The 25,912-nt window shown below is 49.7% G+C and carries 23 protein-coding genes; 13 read left to right on the top strand and 10 right to left on the bottom strand.

Translation table 11 applies throughout. From position 1 onward, the window contains the following. Positions 1-76: 76 nt before the first annotated feature. Positions 77-430, bottom strand: coding sequence for a ribosome hibernation-promoting factor, HPF/YfiA family (hpf, locus tag ACRRUX_RS00310; RefSeq protein ID WP_432526728.1), 354 nt, complete (start codon positions 428-430; stop codon positions 77-79). A 330-nt stretch (positions 431-760) separates the two neighbouring features. Between hpf and ACRRUX_RS00305 the strand changes: the two genes are divergently transcribed. After that, on the top strand, positions 761-1,423 hold the full coding sequence (locus ACRRUX_RS00305; protein WP_432526185.1) for a cytochrome b/b6 domain-containing protein: 663 nt from the start codon (positions 761-763) through the stop codon (positions 1,421-1,423). A gap of 99 nt (positions 1,424-1,522) precedes the next feature. On the opposite strand, the gene ACRRUX_RS00300 is transcribed toward ACRRUX_RS00305, so the two are convergent. Next, the gene (locus tag ACRRUX_RS00300) at positions 1,523-1,972 is read right to left on the bottom strand and encodes a c-type cytochrome (RefSeq protein ID WP_432526184.1); all 450 of its coding nucleotides are present in this window, start codon (positions 1,970-1,972) and stop codon (positions 1,523-1,525) included. A gap of 229 nt (positions 1,973-2,201) precedes the next feature. Here ACRRUX_RS00300 and trpR point away from each other — a divergent pair, with 229 nt between their 5' ends. Beyond that, positions 2,202-2,489 (top strand): trp operon repressor, encoded by a 288-nt coding sequence (gene trpR, locus ACRRUX_RS00295; RefSeq protein WP_432526183.1) that lies wholly within the window; start codon positions 2,202-2,204, stop codon positions 2,487-2,489. A 38-nt stretch (positions 2,490-2,527) separates the two neighbouring features. Here the strand turns inward: trpR and slyD are convergent, their stop codons facing one another. After that, positions 2,528-3,100: a peptidylprolyl isomerase gene (gene slyD, locus ACRRUX_RS00290; RefSeq protein WP_432526182.1), complete on the bottom strand. Its 573-nt coding sequence runs from the start codon at positions 3,098-3,100 to the stop codon at positions 2,528-2,530. Between the two features lie 647 nt (positions 3,101-3,747). Here slyD and thrA point away from each other — a divergent pair. Genes thrA through thrC form a run of 3 tightly spaced genes read left to right on the top strand, consistent with a single transcriptional unit; the run spans position 3,748 to position 8,446 of the window. Beyond that, positions 3,748-6,219 carry a bifunctional aspartate kinase/homoserine dehydrogenase I gene (gene thrA / locus ACRRUX_RS00285; protein ID WP_432526181.1) on the top strand — a complete coding sequence of 824 codons (2,472 nt, stop codon included), beginning with the start codon at positions 3,748-3,750 and terminating at the stop codon, positions 6,217-6,219. Continuing rightward, on the top strand, positions 6,216-7,148 hold the full coding sequence (gene thrB, locus ACRRUX_RS00280; protein ID WP_432526180.1) for a homoserine kinase: 933 nt from the start codon (positions 6,216-6,218) through the stop codon (positions 7,146-7,148). Before thrA ends, thrB begins: the two co-directional genes overlap by 4 nt. An 11-nt stretch (positions 7,149-7,159) precedes the next feature. Further along, positions 7,160-8,446 (top strand): threonine synthase, encoded by a 1,287-nt coding sequence (gene thrC, locus ACRRUX_RS00275; RefSeq protein ID WP_432526179.1) that lies wholly within the window; start codon positions 7,160-7,162, stop codon positions 8,444-8,446. A 38-nt stretch (positions 8,447-8,484) separates the two neighbouring features. On the opposite strand, the gene nfo is transcribed toward thrC, so the two are convergent. Continuing rightward, positions 8,485-9,330, bottom strand: coding sequence for a deoxyribonuclease IV (nfo, locus tag ACRRUX_RS00270; protein ID WP_432526726.1), 846 nt, complete (start codon positions 9,328-9,330; stop codon positions 8,485-8,487). A gap of 133 nt (positions 9,331-9,463) precedes the next feature. On the opposite strand from nfo, the gene ACRRUX_RS00265 reads away from it, so the two are divergent. The 3 genes from ACRRUX_RS00265 (at position 9,464) to ACRRUX_RS00255 (ending at position 13,359) form a co-directional block, all read left to right on the top strand. Continuing rightward, positions 9,464-11,521 (top strand): hybrid sensor histidine kinase/response regulator, encoded by a 2,058-nt coding sequence (locus tag ACRRUX_RS00265; protein ID WP_432526178.1) that lies wholly within the window; start codon positions 9,464-9,466, stop codon positions 11,519-11,521. Next, positions 11,522-12,613, top strand: coding sequence for a response regulator transcription factor (locus ACRRUX_RS00260; protein WP_432526177.1), 1,092 nt, complete (start codon positions 11,522-11,524; stop codon positions 12,611-12,613). A gap of 131 nt (positions 12,614-12,744) precedes the next feature. Further along, on the top strand, positions 12,745-13,359 hold the full coding sequence (locus tag ACRRUX_RS00255; RefSeq protein WP_432526176.1) for a hemerythrin domain-containing protein: 615 nt from the start codon (positions 12,745-12,747) through the stop codon (positions 13,357-13,359). Between the two features lie 53 nt (positions 13,360-13,412). On the opposite strand, the gene ACRRUX_RS00250 is transcribed toward ACRRUX_RS00255, so the two are convergent. The 4 genes from ACRRUX_RS00250 to ACRRUX_RS00235 form a co-directional block, all read right to left on the bottom strand. Continuing rightward, on the bottom strand, positions 13,413-13,595 hold the full coding sequence (locus ACRRUX_RS00250) for a DUF3545 family protein (RefSeq protein ID WP_432526175.1): 183 nt from the start codon (positions 13,593-13,595) through the stop codon (positions 13,413-13,415). Between the two features lie 167 nt (positions 13,596-13,762). Continuing rightward, positions 13,763-15,400, bottom strand: a complete 1,638-nt coding sequence (gene pgi, locus ACRRUX_RS00245) for a glucose-6-phosphate isomerase (RefSeq protein ID WP_432526174.1) — start codon at positions 15,398-15,400, stop codon at positions 13,763-13,765. Between the two features lie 15 nt (positions 15,401-15,415). Continuing rightward, complete coding sequence (tal, locus tag ACRRUX_RS00240) at positions 15,416-16,372, bottom strand: transaldolase (protein WP_432526173.1); 957 nt, start codon at positions 16,370-16,372, stop codon at positions 15,416-15,418. A 284-nt stretch (positions 16,373-16,656) separates the two neighbouring features. Next, complete coding sequence (locus tag ACRRUX_RS00235; RefSeq protein WP_432526172.1) at positions 16,657-17,769, bottom strand: OmpA family protein; 1,113 nt, start codon at positions 17,767-17,769, stop codon at positions 16,657-16,659. Between the two features lie 637 nt (positions 17,770-18,406). Between ACRRUX_RS00235 and ACRRUX_RS00230 the strand changes: the two genes are divergently transcribed. Then, positions 18,407-19,852 (top strand): alanine/glycine:cation symporter family protein, encoded by a 1,446-nt coding sequence (locus ACRRUX_RS00230; protein ID WP_432526171.1) that lies wholly within the window; start codon positions 18,407-18,409, stop codon positions 19,850-19,852. A gap of 121 nt (positions 19,853-19,973) precedes the next feature. Then, positions 19,974-20,747, top strand: a complete 774-nt coding sequence (yaaA, locus tag ACRRUX_RS00225) for a peroxide stress protein YaaA (protein WP_432526170.1) — start codon at positions 19,974-19,976, stop codon at positions 20,745-20,747. 156 nt (positions 20,748-20,903) lie between these two features. Here yaaA and ACRRUX_RS00220 read toward each other — a convergent pair whose 3' ends face one another. Beyond that, the gene (locus ACRRUX_RS00220) at positions 20,904-22,313 is read right to left on the bottom strand and encodes a M20/M25/M40 family metallo-hydrolase (RefSeq protein WP_432526169.1); all 1,410 of its coding nucleotides are present in this window, start codon (positions 22,311-22,313) and stop codon (positions 20,904-20,906) included. Between the two features lie 134 nt (positions 22,314-22,447). Here ACRRUX_RS00220 and ACRRUX_RS00215 point away from each other — a divergent pair, with 134 nt between their 5' ends. Then, complete coding sequence (locus tag ACRRUX_RS00215; protein WP_432526168.1) at positions 22,448-22,744, top strand: ArsR/SmtB family transcription factor; 297 nt, start codon at positions 22,448-22,450, stop codon at positions 22,742-22,744. A 92-nt stretch (positions 22,745-22,836) separates the two neighbouring features. Here ACRRUX_RS00215 and rpsT read toward each other — a convergent pair whose 3' ends face one another. Continuing rightward, positions 22,837-23,103, bottom strand: a complete 267-nt coding sequence (rpsT, locus tag ACRRUX_RS00210; RefSeq protein WP_115135739.1) for a 30S ribosomal protein S20 — start codon at positions 23,101-23,103, stop codon at positions 22,837-22,839. A gap of 249 nt (positions 23,104-23,352) precedes the next feature. Between rpsT and murJ the strand changes: the two genes are divergently transcribed. Both murJ and ribF read left to right on the top strand, forming a co-directional pair. Further along, on the top strand, positions 23,353-24,921 hold the full coding sequence (gene murJ / locus ACRRUX_RS00205; RefSeq protein ID WP_432526167.1) for a murein biosynthesis integral membrane protein MurJ: 1,569 nt from the start codon (positions 23,353-23,355) through the stop codon (positions 24,919-24,921). Between the two features lie 55 nt (positions 24,922-24,976). After that, on the top strand, positions 24,977-25,912 hold the full coding sequence (ribF, locus tag ACRRUX_RS00200; protein WP_432526165.1) for a bifunctional riboflavin kinase/FAD synthetase: 936 nt from the start codon (positions 24,977-24,979) through the stop codon (positions 25,910-25,912).

The raw sequence follows: 25,912 nt of genomic DNA, 5'->3' as shown, positions 1-25,912 counted from the left end.
TGTCAATCAAAAAATCCTTGTATTACAGGATCAAAAAAGCACGCCGCCGGGCGTGCTTTGATGTGGTTCAGTCTGCTCAGGCAACGTATTCCTCAAGCTCTGCCTCATCCTCCGTTATTTCATCGTCAGGCAGCTTTCCGGTATAGCGTTTGGCTTCATCTTTGTGGGCGAGGCGATTTAACTGTTTCTCCAGTTTCTGGCCCATGGCATTGATGGCATTGTACAGATTTTCATGTTTGGCTTGGGCAAACAACTCTCCCTGCGGCACTTTTACCGTGGCCTCGATCTTAAACAGGGGTTTTTCTTCACTGATAATAACATGTGGGTTAATCAACTGGATGTCGTAGCGCTCCAACTTAGCCAAACGACTTTCAACGCGTTCGCGAATGGGAGCAGTGACTTCAAGGTGCTTACTGGTAATTTTTAACATATTTAGAACCTTCTGTTGTTTCCCTGAATTCAGACTAGCAATATCCAAAGTGAAAGTCGTGCGCAAAATCACGTTTTCTTGCTTAATCGCAGCTGTTTGCAGAGTATTTGGGCAGTTGCGCATGTTTTGCCTAAATTCGTCCAAATATGCTTGAAATCCCGATGTGGACAGGCCATATTCGATGAGATAACTCTTCCGGCACTCGCCACTCATCCTCTCAAACAGCATTTTTTAGCCATCTTACGCCGTCTCCATCGGTAAATTTCGTTAGATTTCCGCCCCACCTTGATTAGAATGCCGTTGCATATGTTGATGTTTAAGGGAATAGCAATGAACAAACGTGTGAAGGTATGGGATCTGCCCATTCGGCTGTTTCACTGGTCTTTGGTCAGTTTGCTCGGTGGACTGTGGTGGACTGCCAGTGAAGGAGAGATGGAGTGGCACATGATCCTCGGCTTTGGCCTGGGGAGTCTGCTGATGTTCAGAATTGTATGGGGACTGATTGGCAGTGATACCGCCAGGTTCTCGCATTTTCTGCAAACGCCAAAGGATGTGCTGCAATACGCAGCCACTCTTCCCGAAAACGGCATTAAACCGCATTTTGGACATAATCCTCTGGGCGGTTATATGGTGATAATATTGCTGCTGACACTGACCGTTCAGTTTGTCACCGGGCTGTTTGCCACGGACGAGGTGTTTGTCGAGGGCCCCTTGTATAGTTACGTCAGCACCGATGTGGCAGATTGGATGACCTGGCTGCACAAGCAGAATGTCAACTGGCTGCTGTTTTTGATTGCACTGCATCTGCTGGCTGTTGCCATTCACCTGATAAAGGGCGACTCATTGCTAAAGCCAATGTTGAGTGGCAGCAGAAGAGATATTGTCAGCCAATCAGCGCGTTTCAGTCCGGCCTGGCTTGCCTGGGTATTGGTGGCCGGTATTGGCGGGGTATCAGGATACTTTCTGATTTGGCCCGTTTACAGTGCGCTTTAGCAGGCGTCAGCAGTGATAGGTGAAAACGCCGGCTGATGCCGGCGTTTTTAATGTCTGCCGCCATTTACCGTCTAAGGCAAACATCAGCAGGTTTGAGCATCAGTCTTTTTTGAATGTGTCGTGACAGGCTTTACAGTTTTTGGCGGTAGCTCCGAAGGCTTGTTTGATGTCCGCTTCGTTGCCTGTTGCCGCCACTTTCGCCAGATTGGCGGCATCCACCTGGAACTGCTTCATCTTGCTGTCAAACTCGGCTTTATCGCTCCAGATATTGCTTTTGGCATCGGTGTCACCTTTATCACTGCCCGGTACGAAGCCTTCCAGTGGCAATTTGGACAATGCGGCGACATTCTGTGCTCGCATTTCGAATACCGCGGCATCAAAAGGTTTCTTTCCTTTCATCATGGCGCCCATGTCGCCAAAATTGTGGGCAATGACGCCGAATACATCCTGACGGTATTCAATGGCATCTTCGGTATTTTTGAAGTTGTCTGCCATGACAGCCGAACTGAATGAGGCGGCGACCAGCGCTGTTAACAGGATTTTTTTCATTGTTATTCTCACATTTATTGGGTTATTTGTGACTTTCGGTGTCAATATTACCTGCGGTAATGTGATGTTCAATATGGATTTTTGTCAGAAGATGTTTATAACGTGACAAGTTTGTGGGCATAGGTTGAGCTGATTGCTGCACGATTGACCGAATGTGACCCGGCCAATTGGCGATTTGCCGTTAAATCGATACACTGTCTGCGTTTAAAGTGAGACTGCGGGGCGTTGCATGCGAGCAAGTTGGGATCTGGTCCTGGAAAAAATACTGAATCACAGCCAGTTTGATGAATTGGAGTGTCTGTTTCATCTGTTGCTGACGGAAGAGGAACGCAGTGCTGTGGCCAGCCGACTGAAAGTATTTCAGTTGTTGCTGGATGGCAAGTTGAGCCAGCGACAGATTGCTTCTGAATATGAAATCAGTATCGCCACTATTACCCGTTGTTCCAATTACCTCAAGCATATGTCTGCCGAGCGGCGTGACGAGATCAGGATGTTGATTCTGCCTGATAAGGCCTAAAAAAACGCGCCTTCGGGCGCGTTTTTTTATATATCGGATTAGTGACAACCACAACCGCCGCTGCCACAACCACCCTGTTCATCAGAGCTGCAGCAACCTTCGTCACCTTCGCCGCCACAGCAACCGCCATGACTGCCACAGCCGCCGTGAGCGTGGATATGACCATGGGCAATTTCTTCTTCGGTTGCTTCGCGAATATCCATGATTTCAACATGGAATACCAGCGCCTGACCGGCCAGAGGATGGTTGCCATCAACGACAACGGTATCATCTTTGACTTCAGTAACCTGAACTGGACGCTGGCCCATTTCAGTTTCGGCAATGAAGCGCATGCCAGGAACGATGTCTTCGATATCACCAAAGGCACTCAGTGGAACTTCCTGACGCAGACCATCGTGATATGGACCGTAGGCGTCTTCAGCATCAACGGTTACATCAACGACTTCACCTACAGCCTTGCCTTCCAGTGCTTTTTCCAGACCTGGGATCAGGTTGTTGGCACCGTGCAGGTAAACCATAGGTTGCATATCAAAAGAGCTTTCCAGCACTTCACCCTGTTGGTTGCTCAGGCGATAGTGAATGCTTGGAACTGTATGTTGAGAGATTTTCATAATGCCTCCAATCTGACTTTGGGCGGCATCATACTCCGGTTTTCGGGGAATGGCGATGGAAACCCGACACTTCTGCGCGTTGCTGCACGCTTCAGGATAGTTGGAATATGTCACTGAGATTGAGGCATCTATGTTGAGAAGTGGTATTTTTAAGTTCAAACAACTGATGATGAGTAAAATTCACGTCAGCGCCTATTTTTGACATTTTCTAAAATTATATGATAGCTATCGAATTGAATATTATAGATTAAATCATTGGATTGAGATGTTTGTTAACGTAAGCGTAAAAGCTGTTTTACCCGGGCGTTGCCGGAAATCAGGTGTTGTAGTTGTCGAAAAATGGCAACAGATTGGTGATTTTTACGCTGGTTATCTTTTTGTGAAGTTTTATCCATTTTAGGGGGTTGACAGCACAATAGCTTTCAAGCAATGCTGTAATCACTTTTTATCAGGGCGTGAAATTTACCGTTATGTTCAATCTGCCAGTTGTTGTAATTACCACCATTACAACCACCACTATCACCATAGTGGGGGCGGGCTGACAACACCCTGAAATCAACAAATCAAATACAGGCCCGCTCCCCCAAAGGAGCGGGCCTTTTTGTTTGGGCTGGTGACTTTGGACAGAGTGGGATAGGGAGATAGTAATGAAAGTGATGAAGTTTGGTGGCACCTCTCTGGCCAATTGGGAGCGCTTTAGCGCCGTTGCCCAACTGGCTGCGGAGCAGGCGCAATCTGAAGGCGTGGCATTGGTGTTGTCGGCTCCCGCCACCGTGACCAATGCGTTGGTAGAATTGGTGGAACTTGCCCAAAGTACGCAGGAATATGCGGTGGCTCTGGCCCGGGTTGAATCTCTGTTCAGCGGACTGTTTGCCGGCGCCCTGCAGGATAAGGCGATTGACCTCGAAGGCTTTGAAACGCTGCAACATCAATTGGCTGCCCAGGTCACCCGCTGGCGCAATTTGCTTAGCGGTATCAGTTTATTGGGAGCCTGTCCTGATGCCGTGTATGCCCGCATCGTGACAGCCGGTGAATCCATGTCGGCGGCACTGATGCTGGCGTTGATGGCTCAGCGTCAGCTGGATGGCGGACTGATCGACCCCTGTCAATTGCTGGCTGGTGTCGGCAATGCCAAAGAGGCAATGGTGGATATTCATGCCAGCAAACCCGCTTTTGCCAATTTATCGCTGCAAGATGGCAGTGTGTGGGTCATGCCTGGATTTACCGCCGGTGATGGTGACGGTAACCCGCTTTGTCTGGGTCGTAACGGCTCTGACTATTCTGCAGCTGTACTCGCGGCCTGTATCGATGCCAGCGCCTGTGAAATCTGGACCGATGTTGATGGGGTTTACAATACCGATCCCCGTTTGGTGCAGGACGCCAAGCTGCTGTCACAGCTCAGCTATCAGGAAGCCATGGAGCTGTCCTATTTTGGGGCAAAGGTGTTGCACCCGAAAACGATCTCTCCCATCGCCCAGTATCACATTCCCTGTTATATCAAAAACACCATGAATCCCGACGCGCCGGGCACATTGGTGTCCAGTGATCCGGATCAAACCGGACTGCAGGTAAAAGCCATTTCCAATCTGGATAACCAGACCATGTTTGATGTATCCGGCCCAGGCATGAAGGGGATGGTGGGGATGGCCAGCCGGGTGCTTGGCGCCATTGCCCGTATCGGCGTTTCGGTTTCACTCATCACCCAGAGCTCGTCTGAATACAGCATCAGCTTCTGTGTCGCGACCAGTGACGCTGGCAGGGTGAAGCAATCGCTGGAGCTGGAGTTTGAACTGGAGCTGAAGTCCGAGTTGCTGGAGCCGTTGGCGCAGCAGCATCAGCTGGCGATAGTGTCACTGATTGGTGATGGCATGCGCACCCACAAAGGCGTGGCGGCCGGTTTCTTTCAGGCGTTGGCGCAGGCTGGTGTCAATATTATCGCGCTGGCACAGGGCTCGTCTGAACGCTCTATTTCTGCCGTGGTGCTGCAGCGCAAGGTGCCTCAGGCGATCCGCGCCTGTCACCAGAAGTTTTTCGATGTGCAGCATTACCTGGACGTATTTTTGGTGGGCTGTGGCAATGTGGGTGCCGGGTTACTGGAGCAGATACGTCAGCAACAGGAAGCACTAAAAGCGGAGCACATCAGCGTGCGGGTATGCGGCATTCTCAATTCCAGACAGATGCTGCTTCGCGCCGAAGGTATTGCGCTGGAGAGCTGGCGTGACGAGTTGGCACAGAGTCAGCTGTCTGCCAATCTGGATGCCATGGTGTCGTTTGCCCGGGAGCAGCAATTGCTTAATCCCGTACTGGTGGATTGCACTTCCAGCGAAGAGGTCGCGGGACGTTATCCTGAGATGCTGAAAGCAGGATTACACGTGGTTACTCCCAATAAGAAGGCCAATACCCGTGAGTATGGTTTTTACCGCCAGCTGCGACAGTCGGCACTGGAGCACCGCCGTCAGTTTTTGTATGAGACCACAGTGGGCGCTGGCTTACCTGTCATAGACAATCTCAAAAAGCTGTTGATGTCGGGCGATCGGTTGCAGCGGTTCAGCGGTATTCTGTCCGGATCGTTGTCTTTCATTTTTGGCAAGCTGGATGAAGGCATGAGCCTGTCAGAGGCGACCGCTATCGCCCGCGAAAAATGCTTTACTGAGCCGGATCCCCGGGATGATTTGAGTGGCATGGATGTTGCCCGGAAAGTGCTGATCCTGGCCCGGGAAGCAGGCATGCAGCTGGAGCTGGCCGACATTCAGGTGCAGTCTGTTTTGCCACCGGATTTCGATGACAGTGGTGATGTCGACAGCTTCATGACTGATTTGCCTCAGGCGGATGCCTGGATGGCGAAACTCGTGGCGAAAGCTGCTGCCGAAGGCAAGGTTCTGCGCTATGTGGGCCAAATTGATGAGCAGGGCGGCAGAGTGGTTATTGCCGCCGTCGATAAACACGATCCCTTATTCAGTGTCAAAGGTGGTGAGAATGCGCTGGCGTTCTACAGCCGTTATTACCAACCTATTCCGTTTGTCCTTCGAGGTTATGGCGCCGGCACGGAGGTCACTGCTGCCGGAGTCTTTGCCGATGTTCTCAGAACCCTGAACTGGAACCGGGAGGTGGGCCAATGACTGTTACTGTATATGCTCCCGCGTCTATGGGAAATGTGAGTGTTGGTTTTGATTTGCTGGGGGCCGCGTTGGCACCGGTTGATGGCTCGCGTCTGGGGGATTGTGTGTCTGTCACCCACCTGGATGATGGTCTGACGCTGACAGTCGGGGGGGCCTGGGCTGACAAATTACCGGCAGAGCCAAGACAAAACATCGTTTGGCAGTGCGCCGAGTTCTTCTTAAAGGCTCAGGGGATAAAGTCGGGTGTGGCGCTGCATCTGGAGAAAAATCTGCCGGTTGGCAGTGGACTGGGATCCAGCGCGAGCTCTGTGGTTGCGGCGTTTGCCGGCCTCAATGAAGCCTTTGGCAAACCTTATCCGCCACAGGCACTGCTGGCGCTGATGGGGGAATTTGAAGGCAAAATCAGCGGCGCCGTGCACTATGACAATGTCGCTCCCTGCTATTTGGGTGGCATGCAGTTAATGCTGGAGCAGTCTGGCCGCATCAGCGAAGCCTTGCCCAGCTTCGATAATTGGTATTGGGTAGTCGCATACTCAGGCGTGTCGCTGTCTACCGCGCGAATGCGGCAACTTTTACCCGCCAGTTATGACAGACGAACCTGTATCGATTTTGGCCGTAATCTGGCGGCGTTTGTTCATGCCAGTTATCGTCAGGACGAAGCCCTGGCTTTGTCTGTACTCAAAGATGTGATCGCCGAGCCTTACCGCGCTGGTGCGATCCCGGGGTTTGAATCGGCCCGTTCAGGTCTGGCTGAACTGGGCATGGATGTCACCGGAATTTCCGGATCAGGCCCAACCCTGTTTTCTGTCACCCGTGACCCTCAACTGGCGCAGCGCGCGGCCGAATGGCTCAGGGAACACTATGTTTGTGAGCCTGAGGGTTTTGTTCATGTGTGTCAATTGGATAAGCAAGGCACCCGACGGGTGTAAGGAAACTAAAAATGCAACTGTATAACTTAAAGCACCCGTCACAGAAAGTCAGTTTTGCCGAAGCGGTAAAGTTGGGGCTTGGGCAGGACAGAGGACTGTTTTTTCCCACTGAAGTACCTGTCGTTGAGGATATGGCTGCGCTGTTGACGCTGCCATTTGTCAAACGCAGTCAGGAGATAGTTCATCTTTGGCTCAGGGATGAGATGGACCGTGCTGACAGCGATGCGCTGGTGGCTGAGGCGTTTAATTTCGACTTGCCGCTGAATAAGGTGGATGACAGTCGCTGGTGTCTGGAGCTGTTCCATGGTCCGACACTGGCATTCAAGGACTTTGGCGCGCGCTTTATGGCTCAGTGTGTTAATCACCTGGCCGGTGATGAGCCACTGACCATTCTGACTGCCACGTCTGGCGATACCGGCGCTGCGGTGGCTGATGCCTTCTATGGACTGGATAAAGTGCAGGTGGTGGTGCTCTATCCGGAAGGGAAGATCAGTCTGCTGCAGGAGAAGATGTTCACTACCCTGGGTAAGAACATTCATACTTTGGCAATTGCCGGGGATTTTGATGCCTGCCAGGATCTGGTTAAACAGGCTTTCGAGGATGCCGATATCCGTCATGGCCTGCGCCTGAATTCGGCTAACTCCATTAATATCAGTCGTTTGCTGGCTCAGGTGTGCTATTACTTTGAAGCGGTTGCCCAGTTCCAGGTTGCCAATCCCGGTCTGGCGCCCGTGATTGCCGTGCCCAGTGGTAACTTTGGTAATTTGACCGCGGGATTACTTGCCCGGGCGATGGGCTTACCGGTGAAGCGTTTTGTGGCGGCAACCAACAGCAATGATACTGTTCCGCGGTTTCTGGCGTCGGGGCAATGGCAGGTCAATCCCACTCAGGCCACCATGTCCAATGCCATGGATGTGTCTGACCCCAGCAACTGGCCAAGGGTGGCTGCGTTGTGTGAGCGGATGGGCTGGGGTGAGGAAACGCTCAGCGGTGTCGCCCTGACTGAAGCAGAGACCCAGGATGCGATGCGGCAACTGTTGGTACAGGGATATCAGTCTGAGCCTCACGGTGCCATAGCGGGCGCGGCATTGAAACAAACCCTTACCGGTGATGAAAAGGGGCTGTTTTTGGGCACTGCTCATCCAGCCAAGTTTAAAGACGTGGTTGATCGCGAATTGCAGGTTGAGCTGCCGTTGCCACCGGCGTTGGCTGCCGTGGCAGGCAAGCCAATATTATCGGTGCGTCTGCAGGCGGATTTTGACCTTCTCAAGGAGTTTTTGTTCGCCAAACTTGGCTAATGCTTAGCGAATAATCTCTTATAGTCAGCTCGATTGGCTCATGTTGCCCAGCGTCTTAGCTGGGCAATTTCCTCTGTCCAGAGTTCGGGACGAATGGTTTCCAGAATAAGCGGAATACCGCGACTCCAGGGTTGTTTGACTATGTATTCGAAGCAGCTATTGCCGATATCGCCTTGTCCCAGTGACTCATGCCTGTCAAGACGACTGCCCATCGAGCCTTTGCTGTCGTTGAGGTGCATTCCTTTCAGAAAGTGCAATCCGACGACCTCGTCAAACTGCTTAAAGGTGTGCTCGCAGGCTGCGGTGGTGCGTAAATCATAACCGGCGGCAAACAGATGGCAGGTATCCAGACAAATTCCCACCCGGCTTTTATCTTCAACATAGTGAATTATCTGCGCCAGTTGCTCGAAGCTGTAACCCAGATTTGAGCCCTGCCCGGCAGTATTCTCGATCACAGCGGCAACCCCTGGCGTGGCTTCAAGTGCCAGATTGATGGAATCACTTATTCGCCGCAAACTGGTATCAATACTGATTTTCCTCAGATGGCTGCCGGGGTGAAAGTTCAGCAGGGTCAACCCCAGTTGGCTGCAGCGTTGCATCTCCTCAGAAAATGCCTGACGTGAACGCGTCAATCCATCTATGTCCGGATGTCCAAGATTAATCAAATAGCTGTCATGGGGCAGAATTTGCGCGCTGTTGAAGCCATATTGCAGGCAGGCCTGCACGAACAACTCGATTTCTTTGCCGGTAAGCGGTTCATGCTGCCAGCGGCGCTGATTGCGGGTAAATAGGGCCAGGGCTGTGGCGCCTATACCTACTGCATTGATGATGGCGTTATGCAGGCCGCCGGCCATGCTGACGTGGGCGCCAACGAAAAGGTCGATCGGCAATATAGACGCGGAATCGTTGAGAGAGGCATTTAATATCATGTAAAGCTTATTACTTTTCCTGATTAAGTCGCGTTGGTTAAGAGTTGAACTATGCTTATTGCATTGGGACAGTTAACGGATAGGCAGAATGGACTCTAACGCGATTCAACCTTTGACACAAACTGCGGAAGCTGTGTTGGTGCCAACTGTGTTTGCGACTATTGGAAAACTGCAGGCAAGATTTGTAAAGGGAGAAGATGTATTGCTGCTTCTCTGTCAGGAGTTTGCCGGTATAAGCCAATCGAATTCGGTAATGTTGGTCGATATCCAATCCGTAGGTGAGGCAGAAATGCCCGAGAGTGCGGCCTGCTGGTGTCATGATTCCGTGCGTTTTTTATCGTTGTGGAAGGAAATCCGTGATTGGCCGTTCGCCGCAGAACAACCTCTGGTGCATCGCTGGCAGCGTTTTGTTGTCTGGCCCATGGCCAATTCACGTATGTTAATGTTTTTCCGAGAACCCCGCAGTGGCTTGCTGGAGTTTCTGATCGAATATCATGAACTCCTGTCAGCCAGCCTGATGGGGATGTTGGCCCCCCAAACCCGAAGCTGGCGTGAACAGCGTGATGCGACCAATCTGTGTGGTTATGACGCTGAAATTTTTCGCTCAGTGGTCAGTAACAGCGAAGATCTGATATTGGTGCTGAATGTTGGTGCCAGTGGCGAACCTACCATCATATATGCCAACGGCGCGGCAACCGCAATCAGTCTGTATCCCCGCAGTCAATTAATCGGCCATTCAGTCAGTTGCATTTTTGGTTCTGCCAGAGAGGAAAGTGCTGAGCAGGCTAATCTGATGGATTCATTGCGGGCGCTTGAAGAGTTCGATGGCGAAATGTGGATTCAGCGGGCTGATGGTGACAAAGCCTTATTGCTTTTTCATTTGGTGCAATTGGGTAACGACGCTCAATCTGGCCTGTTTGCCTTGGTTGGCCGGGACAGAACCGAGCAAAAGAAGATGCAGTTAGCCATGGCCAGAACTCAAAAAATGCAGGCAATTGGCGAGCTGGTGGGCGGTATTGCTCATGATTTCAATAACATTCTGGGCGTGCTTAAGGGCAATATCGAATTGATGGAGCTGAAGAACAGGGATGAAAAGCTGGAGCGATATCTGGATACCGCGTTTAAAGCATGTCAGCGGGGGACTGACCTTACTCGGCGCTTGTTGCAGTTCTCCAGACAGGAGCAATTCAATGCCTGCAATTGCAATGTCAACGAAGTGATTTCGGGACTGGAGGATTTGTTTGCCAAGTCTTTGACCAGCAGCATTGAGATCCGCATTGACCTGGCTGACGACGTGCTTTCCGAAGTTTGGGTCGATAAAGGCGATCTGGAGGATGCCTTGCTGAATCTGGTTATTAATGCCAGAGATGCCATGAATGGTGAGGGTGAGTTGATTATCCGTACCGGTGAGGAAAACATCGAAGGCATCATTGCCGGTCCCGGTGGCAGTACCAATATCCGGCAGGGGCGATACGTATGGATTTCTGTTCGGGATACCGGAGCCGGTATTCCTCAGGAAATTCTGGAGAAAATCTACGATCCTTTCTTTACCACCAAAGACAAGAGCAAGGGTACCGGCCTGGGGTTGGCGATGACCTATGGATTTGTAAAGCGCTCCAAAGGTTATATGAATGTGGTGGATACCGGCCCGGAGGGGACCGAGTTTCGCATGTGGTTTCCGGTTTCCGGTGTTGAGCAGGTGAATAAAACGACGGTCGGGCACAGAGAGGATTCCACTCAAAAGTTCAGGGTCGAAGGGCATTTTAAAGCCGTGATTGTTGATGATGAAGTAGAGCTGTTACAGGTCTTGTCGGACTACTGCGCTATGCTCGGTATTGAAGTAGAAACTTACAGTGATCCTCTTCTGGTTAAGGCCAAATACGGTCAGGAAGCTCAGGGTGTGGACATTCTCATCACCGACGTGCTGATGCCTGGTGGTATGAACGGGTATGAGTTGGCCAAGACGGTTCACAATCATTCACCAGGACTGAAGGTGTTATTGATTTCGGGCTTTATTCACGATATCGGGGTAACCAAAAAAGAGGAAATGCCCTATCAGGTATTGAATAAACCATTTGATTTGGAAAGTTTTTCTAAAGCATTGAAACAAGCCGGGATCAGCTTTGTTGAAAGAGAGGGTGATTAAATGAGCAAGCAGACAGTGTGGGTAGTCGATGATGACAGGGATTATTGTCAGCTGATTGCAGAAGTGCTGGAAGATGATTTTGAGGTCAAAACGTTCCATGCGGCCAGGGATTATGAGCTTGCACTGGAAGATGCTCATCCTGAAGTGGTACTGATGGATATTAACTTACCGGATAAAGACGGCATCACTCTGTGCAAGGAGCTGGTCGCCAACGGCACAGACAGTTCGGTACTGTTCGTGTCAGGGATGAACACGCTTGATGAAAGATTAAGGGCCTACGATGCTGGCGGGGTGGATTTCATCGCCAAACCTTTTGAGTTAAAGGAACTCATTGCCAAGACCAATGCAGTAGCGGCGTATCAGAGTCGCAAAAAGATGTTGATGCAGTCAGAGTCAATGTCTCGCAACATGGCGTTTCAGTCGATGACTGAGTCGTCTCAGTATGGCAGTGTGATGCAGTTCTTTCGCCAGTGTTTTCTGTGTCAAAGCTACGATGACTTGGCACAGGCGTTTTTTGACGTGATGCAGCAGCTTAACCTCAAGACATGTCTGGAAATTCGGGTCGGAGAGCCAAAGTACTATGTGCCGGAAAACTCGGCGATAAGTCCGATTGAAGCCAATATCTTCGAGTTGCTGGATAAACAGGGACGGTTGTTTGACTTTGGCAGCAGGACGATATGTAACGACAAGCATGTCTCTTTTTTGATTAAAAACATGCCGCTGGATGATGAGGTGCTGTATGGCCGCTTAAGAGATGTGATTGCGGTTATCATCGAAGGTTTGGAAGCACGGGTGCTGGATATTCAGCGCCAGCAGACTCTGCAGATGGTGCTGGATAAAATTCAGAGCCTGTTGTCCGGGGTGAAACAATCCATCATGGAAAACGACAAACGCTTCAGTAAGGCGCTTACCAATATTACGACGGATATTCGCAGCAGTTTTCATGTACTGGATATGACACTGGAGCAAGAGGATTACTTTTCCACTCTGGTTGAGCGGCACCTTAAAGAAGCGAACTCCGCCGGTGATGCGTTTGTCAGATTGCAGCGTTCTCTCAATTCCGTGATCAGTGAAATCGAGGCTAAGCAGTAACGCCTTGTGCTGACAGGAGTAATCTTAATGATGTAAGCCGCCTGAAGGCGGCTTTACTTTATAAATTTGAACAGTTTCAGATAGATGAGGTAGACGATGTTGTTGTAACTTTGTTGATCCCTGTCAACTGAATGTTCTTTGGCTGCCGTTATATTGAACGATATCAATGCAACAGATGGTGGCCAAGGAGGCCAGATATGCTCAGGCGATTACAACTGGACCATAAGAATATCAGCGTGTTGTTAAATATTCTTGCCGCTCAATCTGGACAGTTGGCGACAGGAGGTGCGGTTAATTACCGCGTCATGATGGATGTGCTCGATTATATGCAATCCTATGCAGAACACAGTCATCACCCGGTAGAAGATATTGTTTACCGCCGGTTGGCTGCTCAGGCATCCTTGAATGACCTATCTGAGCGGTTGTTTGAGGAGCACAAGCAGCTTACCCGGATTACTGAAGCATTCCATACCACCCTCAATCTGGTGCTGAATGATAATCCTGTCCCAATAGACAGATTAAAGGAAGAGCTGGAAAACTATATCAGTATGCAGCGTTCCCATATGAGGTATGAGGAGGAGATTATTTTTCCTTTGCTGAAGCAATATCTGGTTGAAGCTGATTGGGAATGTCTGGCCGATGAATGCCAACAGCAACTGACGGATGACCCGCTGTTTTCAGACAATATCAAGCGGGACTGCCAAGAACTCAGAAGCCTGATTAAAGGTTCAGAGTTTGTTGATTAAATACGATATAAGATGAGACAAAAAGCGCGCCTTGAGGCGCGCTTTATTTCTATTCAGAACAATTCGTCGATGTCGTAATCCAGGTTACTGTCGATTTCCTGAAGTTCCCGCAACAGACGCTGCTTATCTTTCAGGGCCTCAATTTCACGCCATTTACGCTTTTTATTTGACCCCCTGGAGCGAGTTGGTCTTTCAACGACAGAGTCCAGTGCACTTCCATAATCCAAACGGTCCATGGCGACCTCCTGTTTTGCATCTTGTTGGGATTTAAATACCACACTCGCTGGACAGGATGCAATACAAGTGTTGCAAAATTGTTATTTGTGGGTTCGTTGGGATATAAAAGTTGACAGGTAACGGACTGGGGATAAAGAAAAAGCCGGCATGGCCGGCTTTTGGGAAATTAAATGTGTCCCTGTCTGAACAGGTTTATCAGCGCATTGCTGGACGAGTCGAGCTCAGTCGCCGGTGTATCATTCCCCAAACGTTCGAGGACATCGTTACCCAGGGTTTTGCCCAACTCGACGCCCCATTGGTCGAAAGAGTTGATATCCCAGATTGCGCCCTGGACAAAGGTCCTGTGTTCATAAAGCGCTATCAGTGCCCCCAGGGTCTGAGGCGTTAATTTGTCCATCAACAGAGTGTTGCTGGGTTTATTACCGGTCATTTCTTTGTGCTTGGCGATAAGGGCTTTATCTGCGTCACTCAAGGTACTGCTTGCCAGCTCTGCATAGGCCTCTTCATAGGTTCGGCCCTGCATCAGTGCCTGAGTTTGCCCGAAACAATTGGACGCCAGTTGAGCATGATGTTCGCCGACCGGGTTGTGGCTCTGCAGTGGCATAATGAAGTCAGCAGGGATAAGTGCTGTACCCTGATGCAGCAATTGGTGATAGGCATGTTGGCCATTGGTGCCTTCGCCTCCCCAAATTACCGGGCCAGTACTGTAATCGACAACTTGGCCATCAAGAGTGACATGCTTGCCGTTACTTTCCATATCAAGTTGTTGGAAGTAAGCGGGCAGGCCGCGCAGGTAATGATCATAGGTCAGCACCACATGAGACTGAGCACTGTGGAAGTTTGTATAAAGTACTGACAACATTCCCATGATCACTGGCATGTTGACTTCCAGCGGCGCATTCAGGAAGTGTTCATCCATTTCCCGCGCACCGGCCAGCATGGCGCGAAAGTTATCCATGCCTACCAACATAGCAATAGGCAGACCAATGGCTGACCACAGTGAATAACGGCCACCGACCCAATCCCACATAGGGAAAATGTTAGCCGCATCGATACCAAATTCAGTGGCTTTCGCTACATTGGAGGTCACGGCAACAAAGTGGCTGGCAATATCGGCCTGAGTAGCTCCGGCGGCCAGGAACCAATCTCTCGCGGTGAGCGTATTGGTCAGGGTTTCCTGAGTACCGAATGACTTTGAGGACATGATGAACAGGGTTGTCTCATGATCCAGCAATTTGAGTTTTTCTGTAATGGCCGTGCCATCGACATTGGCGACAAAGTGGCACTTGAGTGAATCACTCCAGTATGGACGCAATGCTTCTGAAGCGATTTTGGGGCCCAGGAATGAACCACCAATACCAATGCTGACAACATCGGTAATGGTTTTACCTGTGTAGCCTTTCCACTGGCCGTCCCGGACGGAATCAACAAACTGTTCCATTTGGGCTAATGTCGTCTGGATTTCATTGACAACATTCACACCATCAACGCGAATATCTGCATTTGCCGGTGCTCTCAGTGCAGTATGCAAAACTGCACGTCCTTCAGTGGTGTTGATAATATCACCCCTGAACATCGCCTGAGTTTTGCCCTTAATATCACAATCTCTGGCCAGTTCCATCAACAGCCCGAACAGATTCTGATCGATGCGGTTTTTGGAGTAGTCCAGCATCAGCCCTGCGGCAGTCAGTGAATACCTGTTAAAGCGCTGTGGATCTGTGGCAAACAGAGAACGCATGTGCGCAACCTCGTTTGCCTTGCTCGCCAGAGCTTGCCAGCTCGGACAATCCGTTAGTTTGCTCATTTTGCACTCCTTTGCTCAGCCGTTGAGACGCGCGATCAGCATTTCTTCCAGTTTGCCCTGATCGATGGCGAAGTTACGGATCCCTTCTGCCAGTTTTTCAACAGCCATTGCATCCTGATTCAATTCCCAGCGGAACTGTGCTTCGGTCATAGCTGCGGCAGGTGCAACAATTTCGGTTGCAGGTTGCAGTCTGGCTTCGATTTTCTGTTCACTATTGGCCAGTTCTTCCAGCAGTGAAGGACCAATAGTCAGGCGATCGCAGCCTGCCAGCTCGATGATTTCACCGGTGTTACGGAAGCTGGCTCCCATGACGACAGTATGATAACCGTGGCGCTTGTAGTAGTTGTAGATGTCGGTTACTGACACCACACCTGGATCTTCGGACGCAGTATAGTCTTTACCGGTTTCTTTCTTGTACCAGTCCAGAATGCGACCAACGAAAGGAGAGATCAGATAGACTCCGGCTTCAGCACAGGCCCGTGCCTGAGCGAAACTGAACAGTAATGTCAGATTACAGTTGATGCCTGCCTGCTCAAGTTCGCGGGCAGCACAGATACCTTCCCAGGTTGAGGCCAATTTGATCAGAATACGAGATTTATCGATACCTGCAGCCTGGTATAGGTCAACCAGCTTGTGGGCTTTGGCGATGGAGGCTGCTTTATCAAAAGATAAACGGGCATCGACTTCAGTTGAAATGCGGCCGGGCACGTATTTGAGGATCTCCACACCGATATTGACTGCCAGTTTGTCGCCAGCGTCTTCGAGCTGCTGTTGCAGATCATTGCTCTGAGCTTTAGCCCAGCTGATGGCATCGTCGATCAGGGGAGAATATTCGGGGATCTGTGCGGCTTTCAGCACCAGAGAGGGGTTGGTTGTGGCATCTTGCGGGGCATAACGTTTGATGGCTTCGATATCGCCGGTATCCGCAACGATGGTGGTCAGGGACTTCAATTGCTCTAGTGTATTGGCCATGGAAAAAATATCCTTCTCGGTGACAGCCTTAGCTATAGATTGCAGGTCAGTATTAGAAGCGATTTTACGCTTTTTTCCAACTGTTGGTGAAAAAAAACTACAAAATTGATGATGGGCTCATAAGCCGGGAACTGTACAGTTGTTGTGCAGCGATACATCTTGTCAACCGCCTCAAATGGGCATCCAGTTTAATCGCAATGGACAAAAAAATGCAGGGGATATCTCAATAAAAAAGCCGCTGACTGGCAGCGGCTTGATCTGATTATCAATTTTTTGAAACTCAATTACCTGGAAGCAGGCACCATGTTGACGACCGTGACATCAGCCTCAATACGGCGGTTGGCCTCGTTGGCTTCTTTTGATGTTCCAGGGATAAGCGGTTGAGTTACGCCATATCCACGGGCTGAAATACGATTGGCAGCGATACCAAAGCGGGTTTCCAGCGCTTTGGCAACAGATTCTGCACGGCGTTGTGACAGCTTCATATTGTAATCAGGATTGCCTGTGTTGGATGCAAATCCTTTGATGACCACAGTGGAGTTTGGATTCTGGTTCATAAAGTCCGCCAGTATAGCGACTTCATCCAGAGACGTTTGATCAAGCTCTGCAGAATTATTGGCAAACTTGGCGTCGATACGCAGGTTTTGCACTGTTTCTTCAAAAACAGTACAGCCATTACTGTCTACCATATATTGTGCAGGAGTATCAGGACACTGATCTACACGATCAGGTACACCATCCTGATCTGCATCAGCAATGACTGGCTGTTCAGCCATTGGTGCAGGTGCTGGAGCTGGCTTACTGGCGCTGCCAAAACGATAGCTCAGCGTTGCACCATAATAATTGCTGTCCATATCCAGAGTGTTGTATCTGTCATCTTCAAGACCGCCGTATCGACGATACTTGACAGCTAACTGCAGATTGTCGGTAATAAAGTATCCCAAACCCACGCCTGCATAGGGAGCCCAACCTGAGTCGCTGTAGGTATTAGCACCCCAGTTACGATAATTTTTCAGCAGATAGTGCATGGCACCTGCTTCAGCAATCGCGTGGAAGTCACCATAAATTGGGATGGTACCAACCAAGCTGAATGTCAGACCTCTGGCACCGGCATCATTCTGAACATTGGACCAGTCAACCCACTGAGCTTTGCCCAAGTTACGGTAACCGACTTCAAAAGCATAGAAGTCGCTTAGCTGATAACCGACAAACCCTTCCCAAGCGGTAGGATTATCATCCTGATTAATCTTATCCGGGAAATTGTATTCATAGTCATTAACCCCAATACCGGCACCTATATACCATGGGCTCAGACCATCATCGTCTTTGGCATTGGCTGCAGTAACAACAGGCAGCAACGCCGACAGCAACGCAACAGACAGCATTCTGTTCATCATATCTTCTCCATCTTGATATTGATCCGGAGACTTTTCACTGAGTTGTCTCCTTCTCTCGTAGTACTGGGCGGGCTTGGATGTATAGTTATTTACCCCGTAAACAGTGTTTACGTCCCTATATTGATACATCGCTGGCACAAATAGCAATAAGAAGTAATAAAAAATGGCTTGTTATTTAATTTGTTGTATCGCTGTGCCTGTAATGTATGTTGACTTTGGGTGGTGAGGGTTGATGTTCGGCTTGGATGTTGTAATCTTAGAGCCCATTTCTGAGTGGGATGCGTTGCTTGTAGTGATTGTCGGTGGTTTATTCGTCTGCCAAAAACACATTAACTCAGTCAAGTCTGTGATCTATTCGTTGGTTTGTTCATTGGCTTGATCTTTTGTGTTTAAATGCTGTGACTTTAGTGTCAGCTAAGTGGTTAATTGTGAACTTGATCATGCGGATTTCGGAAATGACTATGCTATTTTGCCCCGTCGGATGCAGCAACCGCGACTGACATCGCTCGCGGATGGATAACTTGAATAACAGCAAAACTGCCATCCATGTCTTTTCATCTGAAAGGATTCATTCATTACAAATTTTGTCGGCACGCTGGTGTCGGTGGTGATTTGTTACGGGAAGAAGTAAAACGATATGTTAGAAACAACAGTAAATTTCCTCAATGCGTTGCTTTGGGGCAAGCTTCTGGTTTACGGGCTGGTGGGTGCCGGCCTGTATTTCACCCTGAGATTGGCGTTCATTCAGATCACCTATTTCAAACACTCTCTCAAGGTTATGTCTAAAAGCCGCCAGGGCTGCGATGACGGACTGTCATCATTTCAGGTGTTTTGTACCAGTATGGCCGCCCGGGTTGGTGCCGGAAACATGGCCGGTGTTGCGGTAGCGATTGGTGCAGGTGGTCCGGGTGCAGTGTTCTGGATGTGGCTCATTGCCATGCTGGGTATGGCAACAGCCATGGTTGAGTCAACACTGGCACAGGTATATAAAACCCGGGATCAGGACGGACAGTTCCGTGGAGGACCTGCTTATTACATGGAAAAAGGACTGGGCCAACGTTGGATGGGTGTCCTGTTTTCTATTTTCCTGATTATTGCTTTTGGTTTGGTATTCAACGCGGTACAGGCCAATACCATCACAGGTGCCATGGAAGTAGTGTTTGATATCAGCCCATTGTATATGGGGATTTTCCTGGTTATTACCTCGGCGTTTGTCATCGTTGGTGGGTTACGTAAAGTTGCCAAAGTCTCTGAAGTCATTGTGCCTGTAATGGCGCTTGCCTATATCTTCATTGCTTTTGTTGTCGTTGTCATGAACATCGAAAAATTGCCGGATGTCTTCATGCTGATAATTAACAGTGCTTTTGGTTGGCAGGAGGCTGCTGCCGGTGGTGTGGCTTATACCGTAGCTCAGGCAATGCAGGCGGGTATTGCCCGCGGTTTGTTCTCTAATGAGGCGGGTATGGGTAGTGCGGCAAACGTTGCGGCCAGTGCCTCACCAAACCCAAATCATCCAGCATCCCAGGGCTTCGTGCAGATGATGGGCGTGTTTTCTGACACTATAGTGATCTGTACTGCAACTGCGGCGATTATCCTGTTGTCAGGTGATGTCAGTACCGGCAGTGATGGCATTAAAATGACCATTACAGCGATGACCAATCATGTGGGTGGTTGGGGCGGTGGCTTTGTGGCCATAGCAATTTTGCTGTTCTGCTTTACTTCAATCATTGCCAACTATTCATACGCGGAAACCAACGTTCTGTTTTTGGCTGGCAACCGTAAGGCCGTTCTGCCACTGTTCCGGGTATGTGTACTGGGAATGGTAATGTTTGGCGCGGTAGCCAAAATCAGCCTGGTATGGAATCTCGCGGACGTGTCCATGGGGTTAATGGCGACAGTCAACATTATTGCATTGCTGCTGTTGTCCGGTCTGGCTGTCAGGGTGATTAACGATTATCGGGATCAGGTTAGAGCGGGTAAGACGCCTGAGTTTGACCGCAGTAAATTCCCTGAGCTGAATGGTCAGGTAGAAGAGGATATTTGGCAGGATCTGTCTGCATCATCAAAGACCAAACACTCCTGAATCGGTTTTTACCGTTCGGGATAAACGGTTGACCATATTGCCGAAACCACGCCATTGCGGCGTGGTTTTTTCTTATCGATTCAGTATGATTGGGACGCTAATAACTATTGGAGACAGGAAAATGCTGATTGTCGTCTCACCGGCGAAAACGTTGGATTATGACACTCCGGCTGGCACGGATAAGTTCACATTACCCGGTTTACTCGATCACAGTCAGGTGTTAATCGACGTCTGTCGTGAATTGACTCCGGCCAATATTGCTTCGCTGATGAAAGTGAGCGACAACATTGCCGGACTGAATGTCGCCCGATTTGCGCAGTGGCAGCCACATTTCACTCCTGAGAACGCCAAACAGGCGCTGTACGCTTTTCGGGGAGATGTATATACCGGGTTAGATGCCGATACCCTGTCGGCCCCAGATGTCGATAAGGCCCAGCAACATCTGCGGATCCTTTCTGGCCTCTACGGTTTGCTAAAACCCCTGGATTTAATGCAGCCATATCGGCTGGAGATGGGAACGTCGCTGAAAAATCCCCGCGGGAACAACCTGTACGCATTCTGGGGGGATATCATTACCCGCGAGATTAACCAGGCTCTTCAGGAGCAGGGCGATGATATCTTGGTGAATCTGGCTTCCAATGAGTATTTCAAGGCAGTTAAAGCGGCAAAGGTCAACGGCCGTATCGTGACACCGGTATTTAAAGACCTGAAGAATGGTCAGTATAAAGTGATTAGTTTTTATGCCAAAAAGGCCCGTGGCATGATGGCAAGATACATAATCGAAAACGATATCAACACATTGGCAGATCTTAATAAGTTCGATGCCGCAGGTTATTACTACTGTGAGGCACTGTCAGATGAGTTCAATCCGGTATTCCTCAGGGATCATGTCTGACTTACTGTTTGAATAGTGGGAACTGTGTCTGATACAGCTTTAGCTGTGAAGGCAAAATTGTTGGTTACATCAGTTGGCATTATCAGCAGAGCAAAGAGTATCAGGATGAATCGAAAGCGGCCCATTGGCCGCTTTCAGCGTTTTTGAGGCTGTAATTTACTGACTTTGTTTTTCTGCAACAGGTCGTAATATTATCTCTGATTGCGCCATCAACCAGGCAAACTGTGCGTAAGCGGCAACATTCTGTGCCAAGGCTGCCGGGTCTATCTTATCCAGAGTGTCATTGGGCGTATGATGCCAGTCAAAATAGTCCCGGCCATCCTGACGCAGACTGGCAACAGGAACGCCAAGGGCTGGCAGCATGGATACGTCTGGCCCACCTGAAGCCTCATTATTACCCGGCATGACGCCGATATCAGCCATTTCAACCGTTAATTGCTGTAGGGCGTTTACAGCGGCTTCATTGACGTTCCAATCCAGTTGGTAGATGCGACCGGCACCAAAATCTGATTCCGCTGCAATATAGTGGTTATGCAGCTCATGCTGATGGGCTTTGGCATATGCTTTACCGCCCACCAAACCAATTTCTTCAGCGGCATAGAGTACCACTCTGATTGTTCTGGCTGGTTTTTGTGGTAAATCCTGAATGAGTTTGGCTGCTGCGGTGACGATACCTACGCCGGCGCCGTCATCAATTGCACCGGTGCCTTCATCCCAGGAATCGAGGTGGGCTCCTATCAACACAATTTCTTCCGGCTTGCTGCTGCCTGTGACTTCTGCAATGACATTATAAGATGTTGCGGTTCCCTGAGACTCAGGGGACAGGAACAATTGCAGTGTGACTTTGTCTGAACGCTTCAACATATTGTTGATTAAATCTGCGTCGGGATTTGACATTGCGGCAGCAGGAATGGGCTTTATGCCCTCCTGATAACGCATCATCCCCGTATGCGCCAGACGGTCGCTGTCGGTACCAATTGACCGAATAACGATAGCGACGGCTCCCTTCTGAGCTGCGGCTGCGGCGCCCTGACTGCGACCAGGCGCGGTCTTTCCGTAGCCGTGGCCATCCTGATGGCGTTCGGTTTTATGGTCGATGAATACTATCTTCCCCTCAACACTTTCCGGGGCTGCCTGTTTCAGATCAGCGAGGCTGTTGAAACGGACAATATCTGCTGTTATGCCTTCCTCTGGGGTTGCAACGCTGCCCCCCAATGCGGTGATAACCAATGATTGCGTGTATGGCGAGGTTACGGCTGCATGGGCTTGGCCGCGATGCCACACCGGGACCTGAACAGGTTCACGATAGACTTTGTCAAAGCCCAGACTCTGTAATTTGTTTACGGCCCAGTTAACAGCTTGTATATCTTTGTCTGTGCCGGGGAGGCGTGGCCCTACCTCTACTGTGAGTGATTCGACCAGGTCATAACCCAGTGTTGAATTTAGCGCTTTTTGCTGTAATTGCAACGCAACATTTTGATTTTTAAGATTTGAATCTGAGGGTTGGCAAGCGGTCAACAACCCTAAAAGCAGGCCTGAAAGACAATAGACTGTTTTGGTTTTCATGAGTTTCCCTGAATTTTTTTACGTACATCCCATTTTTAAAAACAATCTAGCAAAAAGTGTGGGTTATGTCCCGACTAACTCTGTAAGCCGAAGCTATATTAGTGAGGGGTTTGTATTAGGAGAAAACGCTCGTCATGAATATCGAAATAATGCAACAACGAGCAGATCACGCTGTTGTCCTGCTGAAAGCACTGGCGAATGAACGCCGTTTATTCATCCTGTGCTATTTGCTCAATGAAGGTGAGATGTGTGTGGGGGAGATGAACAAGAAGCTGGGTCTCAGCCAGTCCGCTTTGTCCCAACATCTCGCGTGGCTTCGCAAGGACAATTTGGTGGCGACCCGCAAGGAAGCGCAGACCGTTTACTATTCGCTGAAAAGTGAAGAAGTAAAAGCAGTGATTCAACTGTTGCACGACATCTATAGTCGTTAAGTTAACCACGAAAAATCCCGGTATTACCTCATCAGTAATCCGGGATATAAAAAAACCGGCGTAAGCCGGTTCTTTTTTATCTGAGCGAAGAATTAAGCAGCCAGTGCTTTGATCTTAGCGTTCAGACGAGCCTTAGAGCGAGCAGCCTTGTTCTTGTGGATCAGGCCTTTGGTCGCCATACGGTCAACGATTGGTTGTGCAGCTGCGAAAGCTTCAACAGCGGCAGCGTGATCGCCAGCTTTAACAGCAGCGATAACTTTTTTAACGTAGGTACGCAGCATAGAACGACGGCTGGCGTTGTGCTGACGACGCTTTTCAGATTGAAGCGCGCGCTTCTTTGCAGTCTTGCTATTAGCCAAGGTGCAACTCCTAAAAATGGGGTTAATACTTTCAAAGGCCGAGGAATATGCCTGCATTCTGTCACTTTGTCAATGACAGGGACGGAATATCCATCATAAAGATAAATTTATCCAACCCAGCTTGGCTATCTTCAGCCCAACTCATGTAAAATGTGGCGCAATTCTACCAGCAAATCAGGCTGTATGACAGTGTCGCAACGGAAAAATTGCGTCACTGTGGCAAAACTTTTGAGTTTCTTCGGGGGTATTTTGAGTAAGAAATTGCTGAGGTCTGGCATGATTGTCAGTGCCATGACCTTAATTTCCCGTGTCCTGGGATTGGTCAGGGATGTTGTGATTGCCAATTTGATGGGGGCGGGCAGCAGTGCTGATGTGTTTTTCTTCGCCAACAAGATCCCCAACTTTTTGCGTCGGCTGTTCGCTGAAGGGGCGTTTGCCCAGGCATTTGTGCCGGTATTGACTGAGTATCAGGAAAAACATACCCCCCAGGAAACCCGCGAACTGCTGTCCAAAGTAGCCGGTACTCTGGGATTTCTGGTGACTGTGGTCACGCTTGTCGGGGTTATTGCATCGCCGGTAATCGCCGCGCTGTTCGGTACTGGCTGGTTTATGGCCTGGCTGCATGATGAGCCAGCGGGAGCCAAATTTGAGCTGGCCTCGACAGTACTTAAAATTACTTTCCCGTATTTGTGGTTTATCACTTTTACCGCGTTGGCAGGTTCGATACTCAATACCCGTGGCCGGTTTGCGGTTTCAGCCTTTACCCCGGTATTCCTCAATGTGGCTATCATAGGCGCCGCCATCTACATCGCACCTGGCATGGAACAGCCTGAAATTGGCCTGGGGCTTGGGGTGTTTATCGGCGGATTGGTGCAGTTTTTGTTTCAAATTCCGTTTCTGATGCGTGAAAACGCCCTGGTTAAACCCCAGTGGGGCTGGAACCACCCTGGCGTGGTGAAAATCAGAACTCTGATGCTGCCAGCGTTATTTGGTGTGTCTGTATCGCAGATCAATCTGTTGCTGGACACTCTGATCGCTAGTTTCCTGGTTACCGGCTCTATCAGCTGGCTTTATTACTCAGACCGTTTGCTGGAATTTCCATTGGGGTTGTTTGGTATCGCCATCGCCACGGTGATTTTACCAGCGCTCTCCAGAAAGCATGTCAATGCAGAGGGCGCAGGTTTTGCGCAAACCATGGATTGGGGAGTCCGGGCGATATTGCTGCTGGGCATGCCAGCCATGCTGGGCCTGATTGTACTTGCCAAGCCAATGCTGATGGTACTGTTCATGCGCGGCGCATTCAGCCTGAACGATGTCGAAATGGCGTCTTACTCATTGATGGCCTATGGTGCGGGTTTGCTGAGTTTTATGATGGTGAAAATTCTGGCACCTGGCTATTACTCAAGGCAGGACACTCGCACGCCGGTACGTTTTGGCATCATCGCCATGGTCAGCAACATGGTCTTTAACCTGATTTTTGCCGTGCCTTTTGGTTATGTCGGTCTGGCTATTGCGACCTCGATGTCGGCCCTGTTGAACGCCACTTTGCTGTATCAGGGGTTAAAACGTAAGCAAGTGTACTGTTTAAGCCGTCGAACCTGGGTGTTCTTTGCAAAAGTTTTGATGGCGACTGCGGCAATGGTGTTAGTCTTGCTTTATATGTTACCTGAGCAGCACGTTTGGCTGAGCTGGCATATTGGTGAGCGAGGCTTTGAACTTGTCAGGTTAATTCTGGCTGGTGCTGCGGTGTATCTGCTGAGCTTGATTTTGATGGGAGTGCATCCCTGGAAAATGAAAGCTGGTGCTGATTCTGATTAACAGCTGAGATATAATCCGCCAATTTACGTTGTGCGGTCGTGGAATAGCAGAAAATATGGAACTTATCCGCGGTATTTACAATATTTTGCCTGCACATCATGGCTGTGTGCTGACAATAGGAAACTTCGATGGCGTACATCGTGGTCACGCCAAGGTAATCGCCAAGTTGCTTGCCAAGGCTGAGCAATATAAATTGCCTGCGACTGTGATGCTGTTTGAGCCACAACCTCAGGAGCTATTCCGGGGGGCGGAGGCGCCAGCCAGATTGAGTCTGTTACGCGACAAACTCATGTTGCTTGAGGAGTTGGGGGTTGACCGGGTGATTTGCGTCAACTTCAACCATAAGTTTGCCAACATAGATGCAGACGAGTTTATCGACCAATTACTGGTCAAAAAACTCGGCATCCGCTATCTGGTCATCGGTGATGACTTCTGCTTTGGTAAAGACAGACGCGGTGATTTTGACATGCTGTGCAGTGCAGGCATGCAAAATGGTTTTGCGGTGGAAAGCACTGAAAGCTTTCTGATAGGTGATCAGCGCGTCAGCTCTACTGCTGTGCGTAACGAGTTGGTAAAGGGAAATCTGGAACAAGCCAGACGTATGCTGGGGCATCCGTTTACCATCACCGGAAAGGTTGCCCATGGTCAGAAAATCGGCCGAACGCTGGGTTTTCCCACTGCCAATGTGGCCCTGAAGCGTAAAGTGGTGCCCATCCGCGGTGTATTCGCTGTGAGAGCCCGCTGGCAAGACAGCGATGTTTATGAAGGGGTGGCCAATATTGGTTTTCGCCCCACGGTGAACGGGCAGCAATGCCAACTGGAAGTTCATCTGTTTGACTTTGATGGTGACATCTATGGTAAACAGATTGAAGTGGAGTTGGTGGCCAAAATCCGGGATGAACAGCCTTTTCTGTCCCTGGATGCACTGAAGAAACAAATCTTGAAAGATGTAGACGAAGCCAAGGCTTTGTTCAACAACGACGCTAGCTGA

It is taken from the genome of Shewanella sp. GXUN23E (genome assembly GCF_050865035.1).
Taxonomy (GTDB): domain Bacteria; phylum Pseudomonadota; class Gammaproteobacteria; order Enterobacterales; family Shewanellaceae; genus Shewanella.
Note: the sequence above shows the minus strand (reverse complement) of the source record. Positions and strands in the feature narration are given on the sequence as shown.